The sequence below is a fragment of the Priestia sp. FW507-14D1A genome, assembly GCF_058781295.1.
The window spans coordinates 983082-1007431 of the sequence record NZ_JBYSWQ010000002.1 but is presented as its reverse complement, the minus strand read 5'-3'; the positions used below and the strand labels follow the sequence as shown (position 1 = coordinate 1007431).

At 39.0% G+C, this 24350-nt stretch carries 20 protein-coding genes; 14 read left to right on the top strand and 6 right to left on the bottom strand.

Annotated features, from left to right (window positions below; genetic code table 11):
- Positions 1-91: 91 nt before the first annotated feature.
- The 12 genes from asnB to AC3WJG_RS13385 all read left to right on the top strand — a co-directional run bounded on the left by asnB (position 92) and on the right by AC3WJG_RS13385 (position 17216).
- Positions 92-1939 carry an asparagine synthase (glutamine-hydrolyzing) gene (gene asnB / locus AC3WJG_RS13440; RefSeq protein WP_025749930.1) on the top strand — a complete coding sequence of 616 codons (1848 nt, stop codon included), beginning with the start codon at positions 92-94 and terminating at the stop codon, positions 1937-1939.
- 315 nt (positions 1940-2254) lie between these two features.
- Complete coding sequence (locus tag AC3WJG_RS13435) at positions 2255-3787, top strand: phytoene desaturase family protein (RefSeq protein ID WP_098248700.1); 1533 nt, start codon at positions 2255-2257, stop codon at positions 3785-3787.
- Positions 3784-5241, top strand: a complete 1458-nt coding sequence (locus tag AC3WJG_RS13430; RefSeq protein ID WP_028407434.1) for a phytoene desaturase family protein — start codon at positions 3784-3786, stop codon at positions 5239-5241. The genes AC3WJG_RS13435 and AC3WJG_RS13430 overlap by 4 nt, the downstream gene beginning before the upstream one ends.
- A gap of 58 nt (positions 5242-5299) precedes the next feature.
- A complete protein-coding gene (locus AC3WJG_RS13425; protein WP_337133878.1) occupies positions 5300-6148 on the top strand; it encodes a phytoene/squalene synthase family protein in 849 nt (282 codons plus the stop codon).
- A 185-nt stretch (positions 6149-6333) separates the two neighbouring features.
- Positions 6334-6675, top strand: coding sequence for a P-II family nitrogen regulator (locus tag AC3WJG_RS13420; RefSeq protein ID WP_025749925.1), 342 nt, complete (start codon positions 6334-6336; stop codon positions 6673-6675).
- 37 nt (positions 6676-6712) lie between these two features.
- The gene (locus AC3WJG_RS13415) at positions 6713-8113 is read left to right on the top strand and encodes an ammonium transporter (protein WP_492588298.1); all 1401 of its coding nucleotides are present in this window, start codon (positions 6713-6715) and stop codon (positions 8111-8113) included.
- 148 nt (positions 8114-8261) lie between these two features.
- The gene (locus AC3WJG_RS13410) at positions 8262-9776 is read left to right on the top strand and encodes an alpha-amylase family glycosyl hydrolase (RefSeq protein WP_337133877.1); all 1515 of its coding nucleotides are present in this window, start codon (positions 8262-8264) and stop codon (positions 9774-9776) included.
- 58 nt (positions 9777-9834) lie between these two features.
- Positions 9835-10869 carry a LacI family DNA-binding transcriptional regulator gene (locus AC3WJG_RS13405; protein ID WP_028407437.1) on the top strand — a complete coding sequence of 345 codons (1035 nt, stop codon included), beginning with the start codon at positions 9835-9837 and terminating at the stop codon, positions 10867-10869.
- Positions 10870-11214: 345 nt separating this feature from the next.
- Positions 11215-12762: an L-glutamate gamma-semialdehyde dehydrogenase gene (gene pruA / locus AC3WJG_RS13400; protein ID WP_337133876.1), complete on the top strand. Its 1548-nt coding sequence runs from the start codon at positions 11215-11217 to the stop codon at positions 12760-12762.
- Between the two features lie 23 nt (positions 12763-12785).
- Positions 12786-13991: an ornithine--oxo-acid transaminase gene (locus tag AC3WJG_RS13395; protein WP_337133875.1), complete on the top strand. Its 1206-nt coding sequence runs from the start codon at positions 12786-12788 to the stop codon at positions 13989-13991.
- 103 nt (positions 13992-14094) lie between these two features.
- A complete protein-coding gene (locus AC3WJG_RS13390; RefSeq protein ID WP_098248697.1) occupies positions 14095-15774 on the top strand; it encodes a M20/M25/M40 family metallo-hydrolase in 1680 nt (559 codons plus the stop codon).
- Positions 15775-15797: 23 nt separating this feature from the next.
- Positions 15798-17216, top strand: coding sequence for an amino acid permease (locus tag AC3WJG_RS13385; protein ID WP_028407441.1), 1419 nt, complete (start codon positions 15798-15800; stop codon positions 17214-17216).
- Between the two features lie 27 nt (positions 17217-17243).
- Here AC3WJG_RS13385 and AC3WJG_RS13380 read toward each other — a convergent pair whose 3' ends face one another.
- The 3 genes from AC3WJG_RS13380 to AC3WJG_RS13370 form a co-directional block, all read right to left on the bottom strand.
- Positions 17244-18656 carry a sigma-54 interaction domain-containing protein gene (locus AC3WJG_RS13380; protein WP_028407442.1) on the bottom strand — a complete coding sequence of 471 codons (1413 nt, stop codon included), beginning with the start codon at positions 18654-18656 and terminating at the stop codon, positions 17244-17246.
- 104 nt (positions 18657-18760) lie between these two features.
- On the bottom strand, positions 18761-19624 hold the full coding sequence (locus tag AC3WJG_RS13375; protein WP_016763019.1) for an SDR family oxidoreductase: 864 nt from the start codon (positions 19622-19624) through the stop codon (positions 18761-18763).
- Between the two features lie 141 nt (positions 19625-19765).
- A complete protein-coding gene (locus AC3WJG_RS13370) occupies positions 19766-20257 on the bottom strand; it encodes a YajQ family cyclic di-GMP-binding protein (protein ID WP_013055376.1) in 492 nt (163 codons plus the stop codon).
- A 255-nt stretch (positions 20258-20512) separates the two neighbouring features.
- Here AC3WJG_RS13370 and AC3WJG_RS13365 point away from each other — a divergent pair, with 255 nt between their 5' ends.
- Complete coding sequence (locus tag AC3WJG_RS13365) at positions 20513-21376, top strand: CvfB family protein (RefSeq protein ID WP_028407443.1); 864 nt, start codon at positions 20513-20515, stop codon at positions 21374-21376.
- Between the two features lie 34 nt (positions 21377-21410).
- Here the strand turns inward: AC3WJG_RS13365 and AC3WJG_RS13360 are convergent, their stop codons facing one another.
- Positions 21411-21542: a DUF3941 domain-containing protein gene (locus AC3WJG_RS13360; RefSeq protein WP_013055378.1), complete on the bottom strand. Its 132-nt coding sequence runs from the start codon at positions 21540-21542 to the stop codon at positions 21411-21413.
- Positions 21543-21594: 52 nt separating this feature from the next.
- Entirely contained in the window at positions 21595-22455 is an 861-nt protein-coding gene (locus AC3WJG_RS13355) for a DegV family protein (RefSeq protein ID WP_028407444.1), read from the bottom strand.
- Between the two features lie 256 nt (positions 22456-22711).
- On the opposite strand from AC3WJG_RS13355, the gene AC3WJG_RS13350 reads away from it, so the two are divergent.
- On the top strand, positions 22712-23551 hold the full coding sequence (locus AC3WJG_RS13350) for a YitT family protein (protein ID WP_025749916.1): 840 nt from the start codon (positions 22712-22714) through the stop codon (positions 23549-23551).
- A 37-nt stretch (positions 23552-23588) separates the two neighbouring features.
- Here the strand turns inward: AC3WJG_RS13350 and AC3WJG_RS13345 are convergent, their stop codons facing one another.
- Complete coding sequence (locus AC3WJG_RS13345; RefSeq protein ID WP_337133873.1) at positions 23589-24350, bottom strand: DUF3813 family protein; 762 nt, start codon at positions 24348-24350, stop codon at positions 23589-23591.

Sequence of the window (24350 nt, the reverse complement as noted above, 5' to 3'; positions counted from 1 at the left end):
AATATAAGGACAATTCAACTGTAACTATTGCGTGCATACAATGGCATTATTTCATTCATAAACAAGAGCGTGAAAGAAAGGATGATAAACGATGTGTGGTATAACGGGTTGGGTCGACTTAAAGCGATCGCTTTTAAATGAAACAGCAACAATAACAAAAATGGCTGACACTTTATCGAAAAGAGGTCCTGATGACACCAACGTATGGACACAGCAGCATGTTGCTTTTGGGCACAAACGCTTAGTTGTAGTAGATCCTCAAGGCGGAAGACAGCCCATGACAAGAGAAAAAAATGAACAGCTCTATACGCTTTGCTATAATGGAGAGCTTTACAACACGGAAGATATTCGGAAAGAATTACTAAAAAGAGGTTATCAATTTCAGGGACATTCAGATACGGAAGTACTTCTAACATCTTATATAGAATGGAAAGAATCATGCGTAGATCATTTTAACGGTATCTTTGCTTTTTCAATATGGGATGAAGCCAATGAAAAGTTATTTATAGCACGCGACAGAATGGGAGTGAAGCCCTTATTCTATCGATCTTATGAAGGTGGAATTCAATTTGCATCGGAGTTAAAAGCGATATTAGCTCATCCTGAGGTGAAAGCGGAAGTAGGATTAGATGGATTAGCAGAAGTGTTTGGCTTAGGACCTTCTCGTTCTCCCGGCCACGGGGTATTTAAAGAAATAAATGAATTGCGCCCGGCTCACGCGCTCACGCTTACTCGTAACGGGTTGAAAATTTGGCGATACTGGAACGTGAAAAGTGAGCAGCATACAGATGATTTAGGTGAAACTACAGAAAAAGTTAAATTTTTAGTGCAAGACGCGATTGTAAGACAGCTAGTGTCGGATGTCCCGGTTTGTACATTTTTATCAGGTGGAGTAGATTCAAGCGCCATTACAGCAATTGCTGCAAATGCGTTCAAAGAAAGCGGCAAGGGCTCTCTTCATACGTATTCTATCGATTATGAAGACAATGATAAATTTTTTAAAGCAAATGAGTTTCAGCCAAATTCTGATGGAACTTATATCAAGCTCATGTCGGATACGTTTCAAACAAATCATCACCGCTGCATTATTTCAACGGAGGACCTTGTGCAGCATTTAACAGAGGCTGTAGAGGTGAGAGACCTTCCTGGAATGGCTGATGTAGATTCATCGCTGCTTTGGTTTTGCCGTGAAATCAAACAAGATTTTGTCGTGAGCTTATCAGGAGAATGTGCGGATGAAATTTTTGGCGGATATCCGTGGTTTCACCGAAAACATGATTTGTCTTCGGATACCTTCCCGTGGATGCGTTCATTAGATGCTCGGATTGATTTGCTGCAAAGCTCATGGAGAAAGAAATTACAGTTAGAAGATTATGTGCGTGCAAGATATGAAGAAACATTAAAGGAAGTGCCTGAATTAGAGGGTGAATCGTTAGAAGATGCGCAGCGGAGAAAGCTGTTTTATTTAAATCAGATTTGGTTTATGACAACTTTATTAGATCGTAAAGATCGTATGAGCATGGGCGCGAGCTTAGAAGTACGCGTACCTTTTGCAGATCATCGCCTTGTGGAATATGCATGGAATATTCCGTGGGAGATGAAAATGACGGGCAATAAAGAGAAGGGGATTTTACGAAAAGCGCTTGAAGGAATTTTGCCTCATGACGTTCTTTATCGCAAGAAAAGCCCTTATCCTAAAACGCATAACCCAGCTTATACAAAAGCTGTAACTGTATGGCTTCAATCTCTTTTACAAGATAAACAGTCACCTCTTCATGAATTTTTTGATAAGCAGCAGTTAAAGCATATTATTGATACAGGCGGAGAAGGATTTAAAGCACCGTGGTTTGGTCAATTAATGACAGGACCCCAGCTGCTAGCTCATCTAGCTCAAATTCACGTCTGGTTTACTCACAATAATATTCAAATTGTGGAATGACAGGACCCTCTCAGTACAGAGGGTTTTTTTTATGAAATAAGTCATCTGTTTCTCTTTTTTGTACGTTTAACTAGAGAAGAAGACCGCAGTCTATTTTTGTATAACTTTACATAGATATAAAATAAAAGCTTGAAAGCACCGAATAAAGGGAAAGTGTACTGAAACCCTGGAAAAATGGTACAAACGTCATATTTTAATGGTTTAGTTATTGGTAATTTTATGACTCGAATAAAGACAAGCAGTTTATCGTTGTGTTTAATAATAAAGCTTTGTATAATGTTTGTATAACTATTGTATAGGATTAGGAGTGTATGTATGCAAAAAAACGTAATCGTGATTGGAGCAGGTCCAGGAGGATTAGCGGCAGCGATGCTGTTAGCAAGTCATGGCTATAAAGTAGATGTATATGAAAAGCAAGGATACGTGGGCGGGCGAAATTCAGCGATTAAAATGTCGGGTTATACGTTTGATATGGGTCCTACATTTTTGAGCATGCCACAGATTTTTGAAGAATTATTTCAAGCTGCTAATCGCAATGCGCATGATTATATGGACTTAAAACGTCTAAATCTCATGTATGAGCTTATTTTCGATGATGCGCAGATTCAGATGACGGATAATCATAAAAAGATGAAAGAAGAAATCGAACGTTTATACCCAGGAAACGGAGAAGGCTATGAACGCTTTATGAAAGACACCGAAGCGAAGATGGCGGCTTTGCTGCCTTTATTGCAGGGCGAGATGGATCGTTTTCATCACTATTTAAAGCCTGAAGCAATTCGAGCACTGCCGCATTTATCCTTAGGTAAAACGCTCTATGATGTACTTGGCAAGTATTTCACTGATGAGAAATTGAAATTAGCTTTTACTTTTCAATCGAAGTACTTGGGAATGTCCCCTTGGGAATGTCCAGGAGCCTTTTCTATTTTATCGTTTATGGAACACGCTTACGGTATCTTCCATCCAATAGGAGGAGTAAACCAACTATCTCAAGCAATGGCAAAAGTAGTGGAAGAACATCAAGGGCACATCCACTTAAACCAAGGTGTCCAAAAACTATGGATTGAAAATAAGAGAGTAAAAGGAATTATTCTAGAAAATGGAGAGCGAATAGGGGCAGACGACGTCATTATCAATGGAGATTTTGCTCATGCCATGACGAATTTAATAGATGAAGGTACCCTTAAAAAATATGCAGTTAAAAAACTTGAAAAGAAAAAATACTCTTGTTCTACTTTCATGATTTATCTAGGCATAGACAAACAGTACAAAGACCTGCCTCATCACACGATTGTGTTCGCTGAAGATTATAAAAAAAATGTAGAAGAAATTACGAAAACGCTAGCTCTTTCAGAAGACCCTTCTATCTACATTCAAAACCCTGTGGTAACGGACCCAACTTTAGCACCGGAAGGAAAGTCTGCTCTTTATATTTTAGCGCCGGTTCCAAATAATTTCAGTGGTGTAAACTGGGATGAAAAACAAAAAGATTTCCGGGATGCAGTATTAAAAATTGTAGAACAGAAAACGGGTTTCAAAGATTTAGAGAGTCATATTGAAGTTGAAAAAATCATTTCACCAAAGCAGTGGGAAGAAGACGTGCTGGTCTATAAAGGAGCGACATTTAACCTTGGACATCAGCTCACTCAAATGATGGTGCTGCGTCCGCATAATAAATTTGAAGAATTAGAAAACTGCTGGCTAGTTGGAGGAGGAACTCATCCAGGAAGCGGTCTACCAACTATTCTGGAATCATCTCGCATTACGACAAAGCTCATCTTAAAAAGAGACGGACAATTACTGAATGAGCCGTTTAAAACCATGAAGGAAATGGAGAGTGCATTATGAGAACAGCAATTGTTGGAGGCGGCATAGGCGGTTTGATTACCGCTTTGTTATTAAGCAAACGAGGATTTTCTGTTGATATTTTCGAAAAAGAAAACAAGCTGGGCGGCCGGCTGGCGTTTGTAGAAAAAGACGGTTATAAAATTGATGAAGGTCCCACGATTGTCTTACTGCCTTTAATGCTTGAACGTATTTTAGATGAAGCAGGCATTTCTGCTTCTCAATATGAACTAATACGCTGTGATCCACTTTATGATATTCATTTTCCAGACGGTACGACCTATACAAAAAAAGCGACTGAAAAAGATCAGTTAGAGGAAATTAGCCGTTTGTTTCCAGGCGAAGAGCAAAACTACCGGCGTTTTATGACTGAATTAAAAAAGCGATTTGAATTAGGAAGTAAGGCATTTTTGGAAAAAACATTTGTAAATAAACGAGATTTTTGGACATGGCAAAACATCAAGGCATTAAAAAAAATGAATGCAAATAAATCAATGAGAAAATTTGTTTCAACGTATTTCCATGATGAACGTCTAGTAGATGCCTATTCCCTGCAATCTCTCTATATTGGGGGAAATCCTTATTCGGCGCCAGCTATTTATTCCCTTGTTCCTTACAGTGAGCATGCTCATGGCATCTATTACGTAAAAGGCGGATACGCAAGTCTTGTGCCACTTCTTGAAAAGGCGCTGATAGAGCAAGGTGTAAACATTCATTTGAATAAGGCGGTTCAAGAGCTTTCTATATCAGGAGACAAAACGGAAGGGGTTATTGTTGACGAAAAACTTTATCCATTTGATCAAGTTGTTTTAAATGGCGACTTTCCTAATATGGCGAAAATTGCTCGAAAAAAAGAAAAGAAGTATGTGCCTTCGTCCAGCTGTCTGCTGCTTTATCTTGGTTTGAAGAGAAAATATGATCATCACAATGTGCATCAATACTTTATGGGCAATGATTTAGCTAAACATATGGAAGCAGTGTTTAAGCATAAAACGATTCCTGAAGATCCCGCTGTTTATACATTTAATCCCTCTGTTATTGATCCATCGTTAGCCCCTGAAGGGAAAAGTGTGCTATATGCACTTATACCGGTTCCATCAGGCGGCCACATTGATTGGAGCAATCAGCAAGATTTTGTTGATGGAATCATTCGAACTTTAGAAGAAAAAGGGTTTGAAGAGCTTCGTAAAGAAATAGAGTGGGTAAAAGTACGCACGCCAAATGATGCTCAAGCATTTGGACTTTACGAAGGAGGAAGCTTTGGTATTGCTCCTGAGCTGTTTCAATCGGGCGTATTCAGACCCCAGTACCAGCCGTACGAATATAAAAATGTTTTTGCGGTCGGAGCATCTATTCATCCAGGCGGAGGCGTGCCAATTGTTATGCAAGGAGCAAAAATGTTAGCTGATCATCTTATTGAACAATCATCTGTTCAAACGGTTGCAAAGCTTTCTTAAGATCTTGTAAGCCATAAGGAAAAGATGGTTTGTCCTTTAATAGAGAAAGGGGTCCTATATGATGAACATTTCGTTAGACAAAGCGTACAATCAGTGTGAAGAAATTATTAAAGAAAACTCAAAAACGTTTTACAAAGCTTTTTCCATGCTGCCGTCAAAACAAAGAAAGGCAGTATGGGCAGTATATGCATTTTGCCGTCAAGTCGATGATATTGTAGATGAAGGATGCAACCCTGAAATAGAGCTGCAGCAATTTGAATCAGAATTTCTCCGATTTAAAAATGGAGAACTATTGAACGAAAGCGCCATGTGGGTAGCTCTGCGCAATGTATTTGAACAATATGAGATGAATGTTCAAGCGTTTGATGATATGATTACCGGCCAGAGAATGGATTTAGTAAAAAAAGAATACGATACGCTTGATGAAGTGAAAACATACTCTTATCATGTAGCGAGTACGGTAGGGTTAATGCTTTTACCGATTTTAGCTCCAACTACTCATAAAGAATTAGAAGAAGAAGCAGTTGCATTAGGCATTGCAATGCAGCTGACCAACATTTTAAGAGACGTTGGGGAAGACTTAGAGCGAGGGCGCATTTATTTACCGAAAGACCTTATGAATTCTTACGGATACACGCGCATGCTATTAGAGAACCGGTGGGTCACTTCTGAATTTATAGAGATGTGGGAGCACCTGGCCAAAGAAGCGGAGATGTATTATATAAAAGGACTTCAGTCGATTCATAAATATCCGGTCGCTTCTCGTTTGCCTCTTACAGGAGCGGCGCATTTATACCGAGCGATTCTTGATAAAATTCGAAAAGAAAATTATGACGTATTTACAGAAAAGCACTTTGTCACAAGTCAAGTAAAAAAGAAAATTATGACATCTATTTCTACGGGGTAACGCAAAGGAATTACTTTTCCTTTGCGTTACTTTTTTTTGAAAAGATATGAAAGCGTTAACTATTATGTAAATAAGAAAAAAGTCTCATTTTTATCACATATTAACTTGAATATTCAGAAAATTACCTATATGATAATATACATAACATTAAATGTGAATAAAACTAACATGGAAGAGGGGTTACGATGAAAAAAGTAGAAGCCATCATTCGTCCAGAAAAATTTCAAGCACTGCGCGTAAAATTAGAGGAAGTAGGAATAAATGGATTAACGGTCTCAGAAGTAGCAGGATGCGGTCAGCAAAAAGGAGAGCAGGGACTGTTCAGGGGACAAAGTTTTGAAATCAAACTAGTACCTAAAGTGAAGGTAGAAATGATTTTAGAAACAGAACAAGTTGATGAAGTCATTAAGATCATTCAATCAATTTGTTCTACGAATCAAATAGGCGACGGAAAGGTTTTTGTATATCCGGTAGAGGATGCTGTACGAATTAGAACAGGAGAAGCAGGTGTAGAGGCAATTTTATAAAAAGAGAGTGTTATTTTAATAGAGGGGGAGTTAAGCGTTGAAAAAGAAAATTAGTGCGGCTTTGTTTGTTAGTTTGTTGGCGGCAACACGCGTTAATGCGGCTGACCCAACTGTTGAATCAGTCAGCGCATCAATTGACATGATGTGGGTAATGTTTGGGGCAGTACTTGTGTTTTTAATGCACGCAGGGTTTGCGATGGTTGAAACAGGTTTCACTCGTTCGAAAAATTCGCTTAATATCTTAATGAAAAATATGCTAACGGTAGCTGTGTCTTCCGTCTTGTATTTTGTGGTTGGTTTTGCGCTCATGTTTGGAAATTCTAAAGGAGGATTTATCGGTTCGAGCGGTTTCTTTTTAAATGGAGAAAGCGATCAAATGAGCTTTTTTGTCTTTCAAATTGTTTTCGCAGCAACATGCGCTACGATTATTTCAGGAGCGGTAGCAGAACGTATGAAATTATCGAGCTATATGATGCTAACAATTGCTATGGTAGCTGTTATTTATCCAGTTGTAGGTCACTGGGTGTGGGGAGGAGGATGGTTGTCTAAACTAGGCTTCGTAGATTTTGCAGGGTCGACAGTTGTTCATTTGACTGGAGCTCTTGGTGCGGCTGTAGCAGTTACTTTTCTAGGAGCACGTCTTGGAAAGTATGGAAGCGATGGAAAAGTCAATGCTATTCAAGGACATAATATTCCACTTGGCGCATTAGGTGTATTTATCCTCTGGTTTGGCTGGTTTGGATTTAATGGAGGAAGTACATTAGCAGCGGATCCTGCCCTTGTACCAGGAATCATCGCAACTACATTAATGTCTGGGTCATGCGGAGTCCTGTCTTCTGCTTTATATACAAAGTTTCGCTACAAACGTATTGACGCTAGCTTAACATTAAACGGTGCTTTAGCTGGACTTGTAGGAATTACAGCTGGAACAGCAAACGTATCGATTCCAGGTGCAATCGTCATTGGGCTAATTGCAGGAATTATTCTAGTAGAAGCTGTGCATTTTATCGATAGCAAAATGAAGTTAGATGATCCAGTTGGTGCTATTACTGTTCATGGAATTTGCGGTATTTGGGGGACGTTAGCAGTGGGGCTGTTTGATACGGCTAATGGTTTATTTTATGGCGGAGGCGTACAGCTATTAGGTATTCAAGCTCTTGGAATCATAGCTGTGATGGGCTGGACAATTGGAACGGTTGGGTTATTCTTATTTGTTTTCACGCGTTTTTCTTCTATTCGAGTATCAAGCGAAGAAGAAATTGCTGGTTTAGATTTTGCTGAACACGGTTCATCCGCATACGAATTTCGTGAAAGTTTCGTAGCGACAGGAGATGGTAACCTTCATCCTGAATTTGGTGTTGGATTGATTGATCGATTAAATAAAGTTGGTAAAGTATCGGATAAACCTCATATCTCGAACGTAAATGAGACGGTATAGCAGTATATAGATGAAAAAAGTGATTAAAAGTAAAAACTTTTAATCACTTTTTTTGTTTTTATCAACTTATTTAACAATAATGTAAGCGTTAACGTTATAATGGAAACAAAAGTGAGTTTGAAACAGTTCGTCTATAGGAGGGGAATAGATGAAATGGAAAAGGATAAGTATGCTGCTTATACTATTATTGCTTTTTGGAAGCAGTGCCTCAGCGCAAGATCATAAAGATATACGTGATGAGGTAATATACTCATTGATGATCAACCGTTTTTATAACGGAAGTGAACAGAATGATCGAAATGTTAACTATGAACGTTCAGATGCCTATTATGGAGGCGATTTACAGGGAATAGCACAAAAGTTAGACTATATTCAAGAGATGGGATTTACCGCTGTTTTATTAACTCCGTTTATGGAAAATGATGAGACAGGCTATCATGGATATGCGGTGACCAACCATTATAAAATAGACGATCATTTTGGAACGTTAAATGACTTACAAAATCTTGTGAAGAAAGCACATGAGCGCAATATAAAAATTATGGTCGAATTTCCTTTGACAATCAGTAACAATCATTCCTGGGTAGCAGATAAAGAAAAACAAACATGGATAAGTAATGAATCCGGTACAGATAACGAAGTAATTAAAGCATTGCCTCACCTTAATTTAAAAGAAAGCGCTGTGCAGAAATACCTTATTAAAAATGCTGCTTGGTGGAGCAAACAAGCAGATATTGACGGATATTACGTTAAAGATATCGATCAAGCTCCTTCTGCATTTATTTCATCCTTTTCTAAGACGCTAAAAAGCATGAATCCTTCTTTTCTATTAATAGGAGAAATAAACGGGCAACCATTTAAAAAAAATGAGCAGGCTGATTCGTTAGGAGTAGATTTGCTTGTAGATAGAACGCTAGCCGAAGCCACTGCTGCTACGTTTAGCGGTACTAATCGTCCGCAGAAAATGTTGTATGACAAGTGGAGGAAAGGAAGTAATCAGCCTTTAGCCAATTTTTTAGATGATGTTCATAGCACACGTTTTACAGCACAAGCATTGAAGAGTGAAAATCATCCTGGAGCCCCAACAAAGCAAGGGCTTTCGTATCTTTATACTTCGCCGAGTGTACCAATCGTTTTTTATGGAACGGAAATTGCGCTGAATGGGGGAAAGGGAGCAGAAAATTATGGGATGATGAATTTTTTAGCTAATCCCGATATTATAGATCATTTAAAAAAACTGGCTGAACTTAGAGCAAAGTCGCCTTCTCTTCGCAAAGGAAGCTTTACCCTTGTGTCTGAGCAAAAAGGTGTGGCTGTATACAAGAGAAGGTATAAGGACGAAACGACGTTTGTTGTGATTAATAATACAAAGGAAACGTCGGACATTAATGTCCCGCTCAAAAAAGTTGGAAAAGAAAATGAACTAAGAGGGTTAATAACGGAAGGAATTATACGACCCGTTGACGATGTATACAACATTTCATTGGAGCCTGAGACCACAAATGTATATAAAGTAGTGAAAAAGTCAGGGTTTAATATTGGATATATCGCAGCGGTTGCTGCTGTTTATACGGGATTTGGCATCTTTTTGTACAAAGCATCTTCAAAAAGAAGAAAAGAAAAGAAAATTTCTCAATCACGTAAAAAGGACAGCGCGTCGTAGTTGTCAAATTATAATTGGATAAGTATTAATGAAGAAAACATAATTAAGAGGTGGAATTATGGGTGTAACAATAAAAGATGTGGCAAATTTAGCAAATGTAGCCCCTTCGACGGTATCTCGCGTCATTGCAGACAGCTCAAGAATTAGTGAAAAAACAAAACAGCGCGTGCGATCGGCTATGAAAGAACTTGGTTATCACCCAAATATTATTGCGCGAAGTCTAGCAAATCAAACGACAGAGGCAGTCGGCCTAGTGATGCCGAGCTCAGCAGACAAGGTGTTTCAAAATCCATTCTTTCCCGAAGTGCTAAGAGGAATCAGCACCGGAGCTCACGAAAACAAAAGAGCGATTTATATGTCCACTGGAGAAACGGAAGAAGAGATTTTTGCAGAAGTTGTTCAAATGGTACAGGGAAGACGAGTGGATGGATTAATTTTGCTGTACTCCAAAGTTGATGATCAAGTACTTTCTTATTTGCAAGAACAGAGCGTGCCGTTTGTAGTTATTGGAAAGCCGTTTAAACATAGTGAAAGCATCACGTTTGTTGATAATGATAATTTTAAAGCTGGAAAAGAAGCGACGGAATATTTAATTGAATCTGGACATGAGCGTATTGCGTTTATTGGCGGAAGTCTTGAATTAGTCGTTACCATTGACCGTTTAACAGGCTATGATAAAGCGATTCAAAAAGCAAACATTCCTTACCGGGACGAGTATGTAATTCATGAAGAATTTCTACAGAAGGGAGGAAAAGAAGCTGTTTGCGAACTTTTATCTCTAAAAGAACGTCCAACGGCTCTGGTAGTAGCGGACGATCTAATGGCATTAGGCGTTTTAAATACATTGGATGAACTGGGAATTTCGGTTCCTGAAGACATTTCGATTGTCAGTTTTAATAATGTTTTGATCGCCGAAATGGCTAGACCTGCTCTCACATCTATTGATATTAATATTTTTGAACTTGGTTATCAGGCTGTACGCTGTTTGATTAAGCAGATTGAAACGCCATATGCTGTTGCAGAACAAGTGCGCGTTCCTCACAAAATGATTGAAAGACAATCCTGTAAAACCATTCAAATGACGAAGAGATAACTTTATAAACAAATAGAAAGAGGCTGGGACAAAAGTATTGTAGTTGAAGGAAGATCCGAACGAGTTTGATTCTTGATGGAGAATCAAACTTGTTCGGATTTTTTCGTTTTTAGATTGGATTGATTTAGGTATGTCTCAATATATTTTCTGTGCCAAAGATATTGGCGTTTAAAGTGCAAAAAAAATACACACGTGCCAATTATTTTTTCCTGTATTAAAAAGAAAGAATAATATAAGTGGTGAAAACCTTGATGGCAAATAGACTGTAAAGTTTTATTAAAAGTTGGCACGCTATTTGCATAACTATAAAGTAAACAAAGATTTGCATACTAGGAGGTATATATCATGGTAGTTTCTTATTCTCATGAACCATTTACAAATTTTAAGGACGAAAACAATAAAAAGGCATTTCAAGAAGCATTAACATATGTAAATACACAGCTTGGCAAAACGTACCCGCTTGTGATCGACGGTGAAAAAGTGGAAACTGAAGAGAAAATTACGTCTGTTAACCCAGCGAATATAAAAGAAGTGATTGGATATGTCTCTACAGTAAATAAAGACTTAGCAGAGCAAGCGATGCAGTCAGCTTTAAAAGCTTTTGAAACGTGGAAAAAATGGAAAGTAGAACATCGAGCAGATATTCTTTTTCGTGCAGCGGCCATCATCCGTCGCAGAAAGCATGAATTTTCTAGTTATCTTGTAAAAGAAGCAGGAAAGCCTTGGAACGAAGCAGATGCTGATACAGCAGAAGCAATTGATTTTTTAGAGTACTATGCACGTCAAGTCCTGACGTTAAAAGATGGTTCTCCAGTACAGAGTCGAGACGGTGAGTATAATCAGTACAATTATATTCCACTTGGCGTAGGTATTATTATTTCACCCTTTAACTTCCCGTTAGCTATCATGGCTGGAACAGCAGTAGCAGCTATCGTAACAGGCAACACGATTTTATTAAAGCCAGCTGATGCCACTCCTGTAGTAGCAGCGAAATTTGTAGAAGTAATGGAAGAAGCAGGTTTACCGAAAGGCGTATTAAACTTTATTCCTGGTGCTACACCTGAAATCGGTGACTATTTAGTTGAACATCCAAAAACACGTTTTGTTTCATTTACCGGCTCGCGAGCAGTAGGTTGCCGCATTTATGAAAGAGCAGCAAAAGTACAGCCGGGCCAAAAATGGCTAAAACGCGTTATTGCTGAAATGGGCGGAAAAGATACGGTGGTTGTAGACAAAGATGCGGATCTGGATTTAGCTGCTTCTTCAATTGTATACTCTGCATTTGGTTTTGCAGGGCAAAAGTGCTCCGCTGGTTCTCGTGCTGTTGTGCATCAAGATGTGTATGATGAAGTGCTTGAAAAAGCAGTTGCGCTAACAAAAACATTAACCGTTGGAAACCCAGAAGAAGTTTCAACTTATATGGGACCTGTTATTCATGAGGCTTCGTATAACAAAGTATTATCGTATATTGAAATTGGAAAAGAAGAAGGACGGCTTGTTGCGGGAGGAGAAGCAGACAGTTCAACTGGATACTTTATTCAGCCAACTATTTTTGCGGATGTAGATGAAAAAGCTCGTCTCATGCAAGAAGAAATTTTTGGTCCGGTAGTAGCATTCTCTAAAGCGCGAGATTTTGATCATATGATGGAGATTGCAAACAATACAGAATATGCATTAACAGGCGCTTTATTATCAAACAACCGCGAGCATATTGAGCGCGCCCGTGAAGAGTTCCATGTTGGAAATCTGTATTTTAACAGAGGATGTACAGGAGCGATTGTTGGTTACCAGCCTTTTGGCGGATTTAATATGTCAGGAACGGATTCAAAAGCAGGCGGACCGGATTATCTTGTTCTTCACATGCAAGCAAAAACAACATCTGAAACATTCTAATTAGAAAATAAGGAGGAGTAAATATGACAACTGAAACACAAAAAACGGTGAAAATCATTGAGCAAACAGAAAAATTTGGGGCACACAACTATCATCCGCTGCCGATTGTAATTGAAAAGGCAGAAGGCGTATGGGTACACGATCCAGAAAATAATAAATATATGGATATGCTAAGTGCTTATTCCGCTGTTAACCAAGGACATCGTCATCCAAAAATTATTGAAGCATTAAAACGTCAAGCTGATAAAGTAACGTTAACGTCACGAGCGTTTCATAATGATCAGCTTGGTCCATGGTATGAAAAGATTTGTAAATTAACAAATAAAAATATGGCTCTTCCAATGAATACGGGAGCAGAAGCGGTAGAAACAGCCATTAAAGCTGCACGCCGCTGGGCTTACGATGTGAAAGGCGTTGCTGAAAATCAAGCACAAATCATCGCATGTGTGGGCAACTTCCACGGTCGTACAATGACAGCTGTTTCCTTATCGTCTGAAGCAGAATATCAACGTGGTTTTGGACCGATGCTTCCAGGGCTTCAAACCATTCCTTATGGTGATTTAGAAGCGTTAAAAGCTGCTATTACACCAAATACAGCCGCATTTTTAATTGAGCCAATTCAAGGTGAAGCAGGTATCGTTTTACCTCCAGAAGGCTTCTTAAAAGCTGCAGCTGATTTATGTAAAGAACATAATGTGCTATTTATTGCTGATGAAATCCAAGTTGGCTTAGCGCGTACAGGCAGAATGTTTGCTTGTGATTGGGAAGACGTGGAACCAGATATGCTGATTTTAGGTAAAGCGCTTGGAGGAGGAGTTTTCCCTATTTCTTGCGTAGTCGCTAACGAAGACATTTTAAGTGTCTTTAACCCTGGCTCTCATGGTTCAACATTTGGAGGAAACCCGCTTGCTTGTGCCGTATCATTAGCTGCTTTGGAAGTAATTGAAGATGAAGAACTTCCAGCGCGTTCATTAGAATTAGGTTCTTATTTCAAGCAGAAGCTCCAAAGCTTAAGCAATCCAGTTATTAGAGAAGTGCGCGGCCGAGGTCTATTCATCGGGGTAGAATTACACGAAGAAGCTCGTCCTTATTGTGAAAAATTAAAAGACCAAGGTTTGCTTTGTAAAGAAACGCACAGTACGGTTATTCGTTTTGCTCCGCCGCTAACGATTTCAAAAGAAGAGTTAGACTGGGCAATTGAACGAATTGAAAAAGTATTTGCTGAGTAATCGGTTTAAAATAAATAAAAATAGTACGATATGTATATATCGTACTATTTTTATTCATATGCAGCTAAATAACGTTTTTATTTGATAGGCAGGAGGAATAGAAGTGTATATCCAACTCTCACAGCTAAGCATGGAAGAGCAAGTTGAATGTTTAACAAAAGCGTTAGTGAAAATCAAAAGTATCAATGGGACAAGCGGCGAAGTAAAGATTGCTGATTTCATTAAAAACACGCTTCAAAGTTTTCCTTATTTCAAAGAAAATCCCCTTCACGTTTGGGAACAGAAAATTAATGGCGATACGCTAGGTAGAAAAAATGTATTTGCTTTTATTCAAGGCAGCAAAAAAAATGCTCAAACAATGATTTATCACGCTCATTTAGATACGGTTGGCATTGAAGATTTTGGTCCATTAAAAGACATAGCATTAGATCCAGAAGAACTTCAGCGCTATTTCTCTATGCATAACATTAATGAAGATGTACAGCGAGATGCTCGCTCAGGTGAATGGATGTTTGGAAGAGGAGCCGTTGATATGCAAAGTGGAATTGCTGTACATTTAGCCAATGTGCTGCATTTTACTAAGCATCCAAATAAATTAGAAGGAAACGTCCTTTTTATGGTCAACCCAGATGAGGAAAGTCAGCATGCTGGAATTATTTCTGCTGTTTCTGAACTGAACCGTTTGAAAAAAGAAAAAAATCTTTCATATGTAGCAGCGATTAATACCGACTTTATTACACCTCTTTACGATGGAGATTCCACGCGCTATATTTATACAGGAGCCGCTGGGAAACTGCTTCCATGTTTTTATATTTACGGAAGGGAGGTACACGTAGGAGATACGCTTGCTGGTATAGACCCTAATTTGATTGCATCTGAGATTACAGGAAGCATCCATAACAATATTAATCTAGCTGAAAATATTGAAGGAGAGCTGGTACTGCCACCTTCCTGTCTGTATCAACGAGATAATAAAGAGGCTTATAATGTGCAAACTGCTGTAAGTAGTCATTTGTATTTTAACTATTTCATCTATGAACGAACGGCAAAAGAAGTGATGAGTCAATTAATTGGATTATCAATCGAAGCATGTGAAAAAGTGGAGAAAAAACTTTCTGATTATTACGAACTTTTTGTTCGGAGAACGAATTTACCAAAGCGAAACTTGTCTTGGAAAGTAGATGTTGTGAGTTTGGAAGATTATTTGGAAGAATTGGATCAAAAAGGGATAAATGCTCAGGCTTGTATTGAACGAGCTTTCGAACAGTATGCGCATTTAGAACTTAGAACAAGGTGCTTTAAAGTAATTGAAGAACTTCAAAGGTTAGATCCGCATCAAAGTCCGCGCGTAATTGTCTTTTTTGCACCGCCTTACCTGCCTCATAATCACTTGAAGAAAGAAGAAAGCAGAGATCAGCAGCTTCTTTATCCCTTGCAAGCGGCTGTGGAGAAGGTTGGAAAACAGACGGGAGAGACGTTTCAGTTTAAAAAATTTTTCCCCTACCTAGCGGATGGCAGCTTTTTATCTCTTCATGAGACAGATGAGGAAATCGATGCTTTTACACGTAACTTTCCGGGATGGGGGATTGCAGGGGCGATTCCTTTCCGTGAAATTCGAGAATTAAATATTCCGTCCATCAATATGGGGGTATATGGGAAAGACGGACATAAGTGGACAGAGCGAGTGTACAAGCCTTATTCGTTCGGCGTCCTTCCTAAGTTGATTCAAGAAACAACTGTTCAGATGTTAAAAAGTAGGTATGCTTGTACAAACCACATATAAGAAAATGAAGAACGGAGGTACCGATGAATAGACATACAGAACAAAACCAATTACAGAGAACAATGAAAAGCAGACATTTATTTATGATTGCGTTAGGAGGCGTGATTGGAACAGGCCTATTTTTAGGTTCGGGTTTTACTATTAGCCAGGCAGGGCCGGGAGGAGCCATTCTTGCATATATAATAGGCGGCTTCCTCATGTATTTAGTTATGCTTTGTTTAGGAGAGCTAGCGGTAGCAATGCCGGTTTCAGGTTCCTTTCAAGAATACGCTACAAGGTTTTTAGGGCCTTCTACAGGCTTTATGATTGGATGGCTGTACTGGTTCAGCTGGGCAAATACGACAGGACTTGAATTTACGTCAGCAGGAATTTTAATGCAGAGGTGGTTTCCTGATGTACCTATATGGTCATGGTGCTTGATTTTTGGCGTCATTACATTTTTAATTAACGCTCTTTCTGCTCGAAGCTATGCTGAAACTGAGTTTTGGTTTTCGAGTATTAAAGTTACGGCTATTATTCTATTTATTTTAATTGGAGGAGCTGCTGTTTTTGGTTTTATCGATTTCAAGGGAGGAGAATCCGCACCGTTTCTTTCACATTTCACCCAAGGCGCAGGTCTTTTTCCAAATGGAATACTGGCAGTTTTATTGACTTTAGTAACGGTTAACTTTTCGTTTCAAGGAACGGAGCTTGTCGGCATTGCAGCAGGAGAAAGTGAAAGTCCTGAGAAAACGTTGCCGAGATCTATTCGAAACGTCATTTGGAGAACGCTGTTTTTCTTTGTGTTAGCTATGTTTGTTTTAGTCTCTATTCTGCCATACAAAACAGCAGGCGTCATTGAAAGTCCGTTTGTTGCCGTATTAGATCAAATTGGCATTCCATACGCAGCGGATATCATGAACTTTGTCATTTTAACAGCCGTTCTATCAGTGGCGAACTCCGGCGTTTATGCTGCTTCTCGTATGCTTTGGTCACTGTCAAACAGCAATATGGGGCCAAAACCTTTGAAGAAATTATCTTCAAAAGGTGTTCCAATTAACGCATTAATTGTGACAATGATTATTTCAGGGTGCTCGTTGATTACAAGCGTCGTGGCTGCTGAAACCGTATATCTTTGGTTTATTTCGATTTCAGGAATGGTGACCATTATTGTTTGGATGTCCATTTGTGCCTCTCAATTTATGTTCCGCCGTCGTTTTTTAGCGGAAGGAGGAGACATAAAGGAATTGAAATTTAAAACGCCGCTTTATCCGTTCGTTCCTATTCTAGGTTTTTGTTTGTATGGACTGGTATTAATCAGTTTAATTTTTATTCCGGATCAACGAATTGGTCTTTACTGCGGTGTCCCTTTAATCATTGTACTCTACGTGTATTATCACGTAGGAATCAAGAAAAATATTGATCAAAAACAATCGGATTCACCGGTTTATAAAGCAAAATAAAAAAGAAGTGCACTATGCACTTCTTTTTTATTTAGAGCGGATGTTTAATCGTTTCATACGATACTGCAAGCTTTGTCTGGTCAGCCCTAGTATCTTAGCACTTTTTGAGATGTTGTGGCTGTGTTGTTCAAGCGTTTGTTTAATACATTCTGCTTCGAACGCTAACAGCTGTTCCTTTAAAGGAAGAGAAGGGTGAAAAGCGCTTGGATAAGAAGGTGCGTCACTGCTTGCTTTATTTTCAAAATGTTCATGCTGCTTTAGCTGGAACTTCGTTCTGTATTGGAAAGGAAGGTGAGAATAGTGAATAACATCTTCGTCCATTACCAAGTTCATTGCGCCTTCAATAATGTGTTCTAATTCCCGTACGTTCCCTGGCCAGTCATAAGAGAGAAAAGAAGACATGACTTGGTGATCTACGGTTTTTACATTCATCTGAAACAAATCATTGTATTTTTTGATGAAAAACTTTGTTAATTCAATAATATCTTCTTTTCGTTCACGAAGAGGAGGAATAAAAAGCGTCACGACGCCAAGTCGATAATATAAGTCTTTGCGTAATCGGTTTTCTGCAATTGCATCGATTGGATCTTCATTCATGTTCGCGATCACTCGAACGTTAACCGGTTTGTCCACTGTATCCCCAATTCTTCGTACGGTTTTTTCCTGCAGCACTCGAAGAAGCTTAGCCTGAAGATTTGGGTTTAACGAGTTGATTTCATCTAGCAGTAATGTGCCTCCTTGCGCTTGTTCGAAAAGGCCAGGATTATCCATTGCACCTGTAAAAGCTCCGCGCTTCGTACCGAACAAAAGGCTTTCAATTAAATTATCCGGTAGCGCAGCACAGTTTTGTGAAATAAAAGGAGCAGAAGAGCGGCTGCTGCCATTATGTATGCTTTGAGCAAACAATTCTTTTCCCGTGCCTGTTTCTCCAATGATTAAGACATAAGAAGGAGTTCTAGTAGCACGCTTGGCGTCTTCAATCACATCATGAACCGCTTGACTGTTTCCGATGATGCTGTCAAACGTAAAGCGTGTGTTTCCTTTTTGCCTAATGTTTTGCCGGATTAGACGCTCTAATTTTGTCACGTCCTGAGCAATTTCAACCGCTCCTTGAATGACCCCGTCTTTTAAAATAGGGAAGGTATTATTAATCGTCGTGATTTCTTGTCCTTGATTGTTGAAATACGTTTGCTTGACGTTAACCGTTTCTTTTCCTTTTTGCAGCGCCTGTACAAGCGTGCTTTGCTGATTTTCTTTGAACATAAATACATCTAACAAGTTTTTATGCAAAACGTCTTGTTCATCCATCAGCTCCATCTTTGTCATCTTTTCATTATAAATAATAGTTTTTCCTGTTTCATCGACCGCATGGATACCGGCATCGACTTTATTTAAAATGGTTTCGTATATATGTTTAAGAGTGCTTAATGTATCGGTCATTCAAATACTCTCCTTTAGCGGTGTTCATATCTCTATTTAAACAAAAATAGCTGAATTCTGATAGTGTTTCCACATAAAAATAAATGAATGACCGAAGAGAAATGTTATCCGTTTACAATGGATCCCCCATTAATGTGCAGAACTTGCCCGGACATATAAGAAGAATCAGAGCTTGCCAAGTATACATAGGCTGGTCCGAGCTCAGAAGGCTGTCCTGCCCGTTTCATAGGTGTATTAGACCCAAATGTCGCAACTTGCTGTTCGTCGAACGTAGACGGAATAAGAGGTGTCCAAATGGGTCCCGGAGCTACGCCGTTTACGCGAATGCCTTTTGTTGCGAGCGAAGCTGATAAAGAACGTGTAAAAGCAACGATAGCACCTTTGGTTGAAGAGTAATCAATCAGCTGATCATGCCCATGGTAAGCTGTCACAGACGTTGTATTAATAATAGCGCTTCCTTGTTTTAAATGAGGCAATGCAGCTTTGGTCAAATGAAAAATTGAAAAAATATTCGTTTGAAACGTACGAGTAAGCTGTTCAGTCGTGATATCCGTAATACTTTTTTGAGGATGCTGTTCAGCAGCATTATTGACTAAGATGTCTATTTTTCCGAAAGTCTGAATGGCCTTTGAGACGACTTCTTGACAAAAATGCTCATCTCCTATGTCACCAGCAAGCAACAAACAAGAAGCTTCCATTCGTTCAACTTGTTTTTTGGTTTCATTTGCATCATCGTGTTCATTAAGGTAGGTTATGACAACATTTGCGCCTTCTTTAGCGTAATGATAAGCGACAGAACGTCCGATACCGCTGTCTCCTCCGGTGATAACAGCTACTTTGTTCTGTAATTTTCCGCTTGCCTTATAATCTGGAGCGATAGAGGTAGGGATTGGGTGCATATCTTTCTCAATACCTGGCTGAGTTTGCTGATGCTGAGGAGGGAAGTTTTGTTTTTGATTTTGATTCATTGGTATACACTCCTTAATTAATATGAGTATGTAAAGCGTATACTAGTATTTGTTAAGAAAGTGTATCTATGCATAGGAATAAGCCTGAACGAATAAAAAAAGGCTTTAAAAGAAAAAATGAATGCCGGAGCATCCATTTTTTTAGCGGTAATTAATAAATTGTACGTCAATAGGTAAATCAGCGCTGCGAATAGCTGAAATGATTTGCTGCAGGTCATCACGATTTTTACCGCTTACGCGAAGCTGATCATCTTGAATCTGGCTTTTTACTTTTAAACCGGTATTCTTAATAATCGTATTTAGCTTTTTAGCGTTGTCTTTGTCGATACCTTGAATTAGCTTGGCACGTTGTCTAACCGTTCCTCCAGAGGCGTTCTCAATTTTTCCATATGAGATATTGCGTGTAGGTACGCCGCGTTTAATAAGCTTGGAGATCAGTACGTCTTTTAACTGTTCAAGCTTAAATTCATCATCAGAAATAAGAACAAGCTCTTCGTTTTCAAGCGAGATTTCGCTTTTACTGCCTTTAAAATCGTAGCGGGTTTTAATTTCTTTTGTTGCCATGGTAATGCCGTTTGTTACTTCTGATAAATCGACTTGTGACACAATGTCAAATGAACTATCTTTAGCCATAATAACCTCCATATGTAAAGAGTTTGTTCTTTTATTATAAATAAAACACAAACTGTATACAACTGATATTGAATAGAGAGCCGGTAATTGATACAATACAAGTTATGCTTTTTGTTGTAAGCTATAGAAGCAGCTTTTTTAAACAATGCATGCATTTAAGTTGATTTGAAATTTAAAATGCTGTTCGATGCAAAGTGAGAAGGTATGTGGTGACGGAATAGTCACTACTAATTTATATAAAGGATGGATAGAACGATGAATGTAGAAGCTGGGATGAAAGCGTATTTAACAGTAAACCGGGAAACGCCGATTGGTTATATGTTAGCAGAAGGTGAAGAAGAAATTTTGCTGCATAAAAATGAAACAACAAGAGAACTTGCTGAAGGAGAAGAAGTAGAAGTTTTTCTATACCTTGATCAGCATGACCGTTTAACGGCAACGATGCACTTACCTCTTGTTGAAGAAGGTGTCTATGAGTGGGTCGAGGTCGTAGATGTTAATCCAGGTTTGGGCGTGTTTGTAAATATCGGCATGAACAAAGATATGTTAATTGGTTCAACAGACTTACCTGCCCTAGAAGATCTGTGGCCAGAAGTCGGAAACAAGGTTTACTGTACAATGAAGATTTCAAAGCGCGGTAAGATGTACGGGAAAATTGCTACAGACGATGTGATGAAAGCAATGGCGTTAGATGCTCCGCCCGAACTTTTTAATCGTGAAGTGCGCGGATACATCTATCGCGTACTGCGCGTAGGTTCATTTATTATGACAGATGAAGGATATGTTGGATTTATTCATGAAAGCGAGAGACGCAAAGAACCAAAGCTTGGGACGTATGTAACAGGCCGCGTAATTAATGTAAAAGAAGACGGAACGCTAAACGTATCGCTTCTTCCGCGCAAGCAAGAAAGCATGGATGAAGATGCACAAGTACTATACGATTACATGGAAAGCCGCGGTGGCGTTATGCCATTTTGGGATAAAAGCTATCCGGAAGATATTCGCGAGCGCTTTAATATGAGTAAAGCTGCGTTCAAACGTGCGCTTGGTAAACTGATGAAAGAAGGAAAAGTTTATCAAGAAGAAGGATGGACATATTTTAAAAAAGAAGAAAACTAAAAGGAGAAGCCGCTGAAAATTCAGCGGCTTCTTTTTATAAGTGATCAGTTTTTTTAGAAAATGAATGTTTTCCAAGCTCACGGTTATGCTTAGCTTGCAGATTCTTTTCGTGAAGCTTTGCATTATTATCTTTTGCTTTTTTATCGTTATCGCTCGTTTTTGGCATTGTGATACACCCCTTTTTGATCGTACCTTTAGAATGCCCTGACCTCTTTAAATTATTCGATGGTTTCGTTCAAAAAGAAGACTGCAATCGTCCCTGGGCCAGAGTGAGAACCTATGGCTGCACCAATAATATTAATAATAAAATGTTTGGTTCCAAAACGTTCTTGAATCATCTCTTTCAGCTGAAGAGCTGTTTCTAAATCATCTCCATGGCTAATTCCAATGGTTTGAGAAGAGAGGCTTTTTCCTCGCTCTTCCATTACATCAAGCATGCGCTTAAATACTTTTTTACGGCCACGGATTTTTTCGATTGGAATCAGTTTTCCATCTTCCACATGAAGCAGCGGCTTAATATTAAGCAGACCTCCTACAAAAGCAGAAGCTTTGCTCACGCGTCCTCCTTGAGCAAGAAAATCTAAGTCATCGACCGTAAAAATATGTTCCATATGCAGCGCGTATTGTTTTATTTTTTCTGTCATCTCGACTAGTGAGAGGTTTTGTTGTAGTAATTGTGCTGCATAATAAGTAACTACTCCCTGGCCAAGAGATGCACATTTCGTATCGATTATCTCTAATTGGAAATCGGGATACTTTTCTAGGAGTTCTTCTCGAATCATCATTGCTGTTTGGTATGTACCGGATAATTCTGAAGAAAAAGCTAAATAAATGCACGAATCACCTGATTTAGCTATGTTCTCAAAGACTTCATACGTAGTAGTTGGAGCCGCTTGAGATGTTTTTGGCATTTTGCCTTTACGGATGGCTTCGTAGACAGAAGCTGGCTCAATCGTTTGTAGATCTAAAAATTCTTGATTATCCAGGCTTACGCGAAGTGGTAAAAAGCCAACGTTATTTTCTTGAAAAAAGGATAAAGGCAAATCGCTTGCACTATCGGTTAAAAGTTTAATTGACATAAATGTCACCTTCCTAATTGCATTTATAAAATATTAAATGAATTTGATGTATAAACATTGAGAAGCGTTATATACGACATAGTATTAGTGTATAAGCACTTTGAGGAAAATACAATTTTTGAATAAGTTTTTTTAATTCTGCCAAATCGTACATACTATATGTACTAACTGTTTTAAAGATGCTGACTTTATTCATTTTATAAATGGGTATAGGAGAGTAAGAAGTTTTAAAAAAGCGGAGGTCGGTCATTTGAATATGTGGCTTGAAACAAAAAAAGCGATAGTCGTCTTAGTAGGAGCATTATTGAATGCGCTTGCGCTCAACTTGTTTTTGATACCTGCTAATGTATATTCGAGCGGCTTTACAGGAGTAGCGCAGCTTGTTTCGAGTATCGTGACAGATTACACCCCTTTTACTATTTCCACTGGAGTGCTGCTGTTGTTGTTAAACATTCCTGTAACTATTTTAGGGTGGAAAAAAGTTGGGAAGTCATTTACTGTTTACAGCTTTATCAGCGTTGCTGCAACAACTTTGTTTCTTGGAATTATTCCTATTCAAGCACTTTCTAAAGACATCATCCTTAACGCAGTTTTTGGAGGCGTTATTTTAGCGGTAGGGGTAGGAATTACGTTGAAATTTGGAGCTTCAACTGGTGGGCTCGATATTATTGCCCTGATTTTGTCTCGAGTAAAGGACCGACCAATTGGCACTTATATGTTCATATTAAACGCAATTATTATCGTGCTAGCAGGTCTTTTATATGGTGCTGAGAAGTCACTTTATACGCTTGTGACGCTTTATACAACTACTCGCGTCATTGATGTTATTCATACGCGTCATGTCAAACTCACAGCAATGATCGTAACGAAAAAAGGAGTGGAGCTAAGAAAGGCGATTCACGCCAAACTTGTGCGAGGGATTACGGCGGTACCGGCTAAAGGCGGCTTTACAAACGAAGATAAAGAAATGCTAATGATTGTTTTGACCAGATATGAATTATTTGACTTGGAGCGAGTGATTAAAGAGGTAGATCCTAAAGCGTTTACCAATATCGTTCAGACAACGGGAATCTTTGGTTTGTTTCGCAAGGATTAAAAAAGGTCCAGGTATTCATTACCTGGACTCTTTTTTATTAATGTGTGCCTTTTAAGTCATTAGAAAGTTCTTGAAGCTGAGCTTGTTCTTCAGGAGAAGCATTTTGCTGCGCATGAGACAGCATATCAGCTGCAATGTTTTCATCAGAAGCTGCAGACGTATGAGCCTGAGACGTTTGATGCTTTTGACCAGCAGCTCCTAATGTATTCTGAAGCTGCTGAAGCTGAGCTTGTTCTTCAGGAGAAGCGCTTTGCTGTGCATGAGACAGCATATCAGCTGCTACGTTTTCACTAGACGTGTGAGATTCACGGTGAGCGTGAGACTGACCGCCTTCTAAAGTGCTTTGAAGCTGTTCAAGCTGAGCTTGTTCTTCAGGAGAAGCATTTTGCTGTGCATGAGATAATATATCAGCTGCTACGCTTTCACTGGACGCATGAGCTTTACCGTGAGCGTGAGACTGACCGCCTTCTAAAGTGCTTTGAAGCTGTTCAAGCTGTGCCTTCTCTTCGGAAGAAGCATTCTGAACGATGTGAGACAGCGTATCAGACGTAATGTCTGCGCTTTTCTCTTGTGAATGTGATTCTCCATCTGTATCATACGCTTGATGCAATGAGTTTTGGAATTGCTTCAGCTGCTCTTGCTCCTCAGGAGAAGCGTTAGAAGCAATACTATTTAATACGCCTTCTGAAATATCAAGTTCACCGTTGCCGTGCTTTTGACGATGAAGCTGATCTTCTGAATGGCCGGATACTGCATTTCGAATCGCATCTTTTACTTGACCAAAAAGTGAATTTTTCAT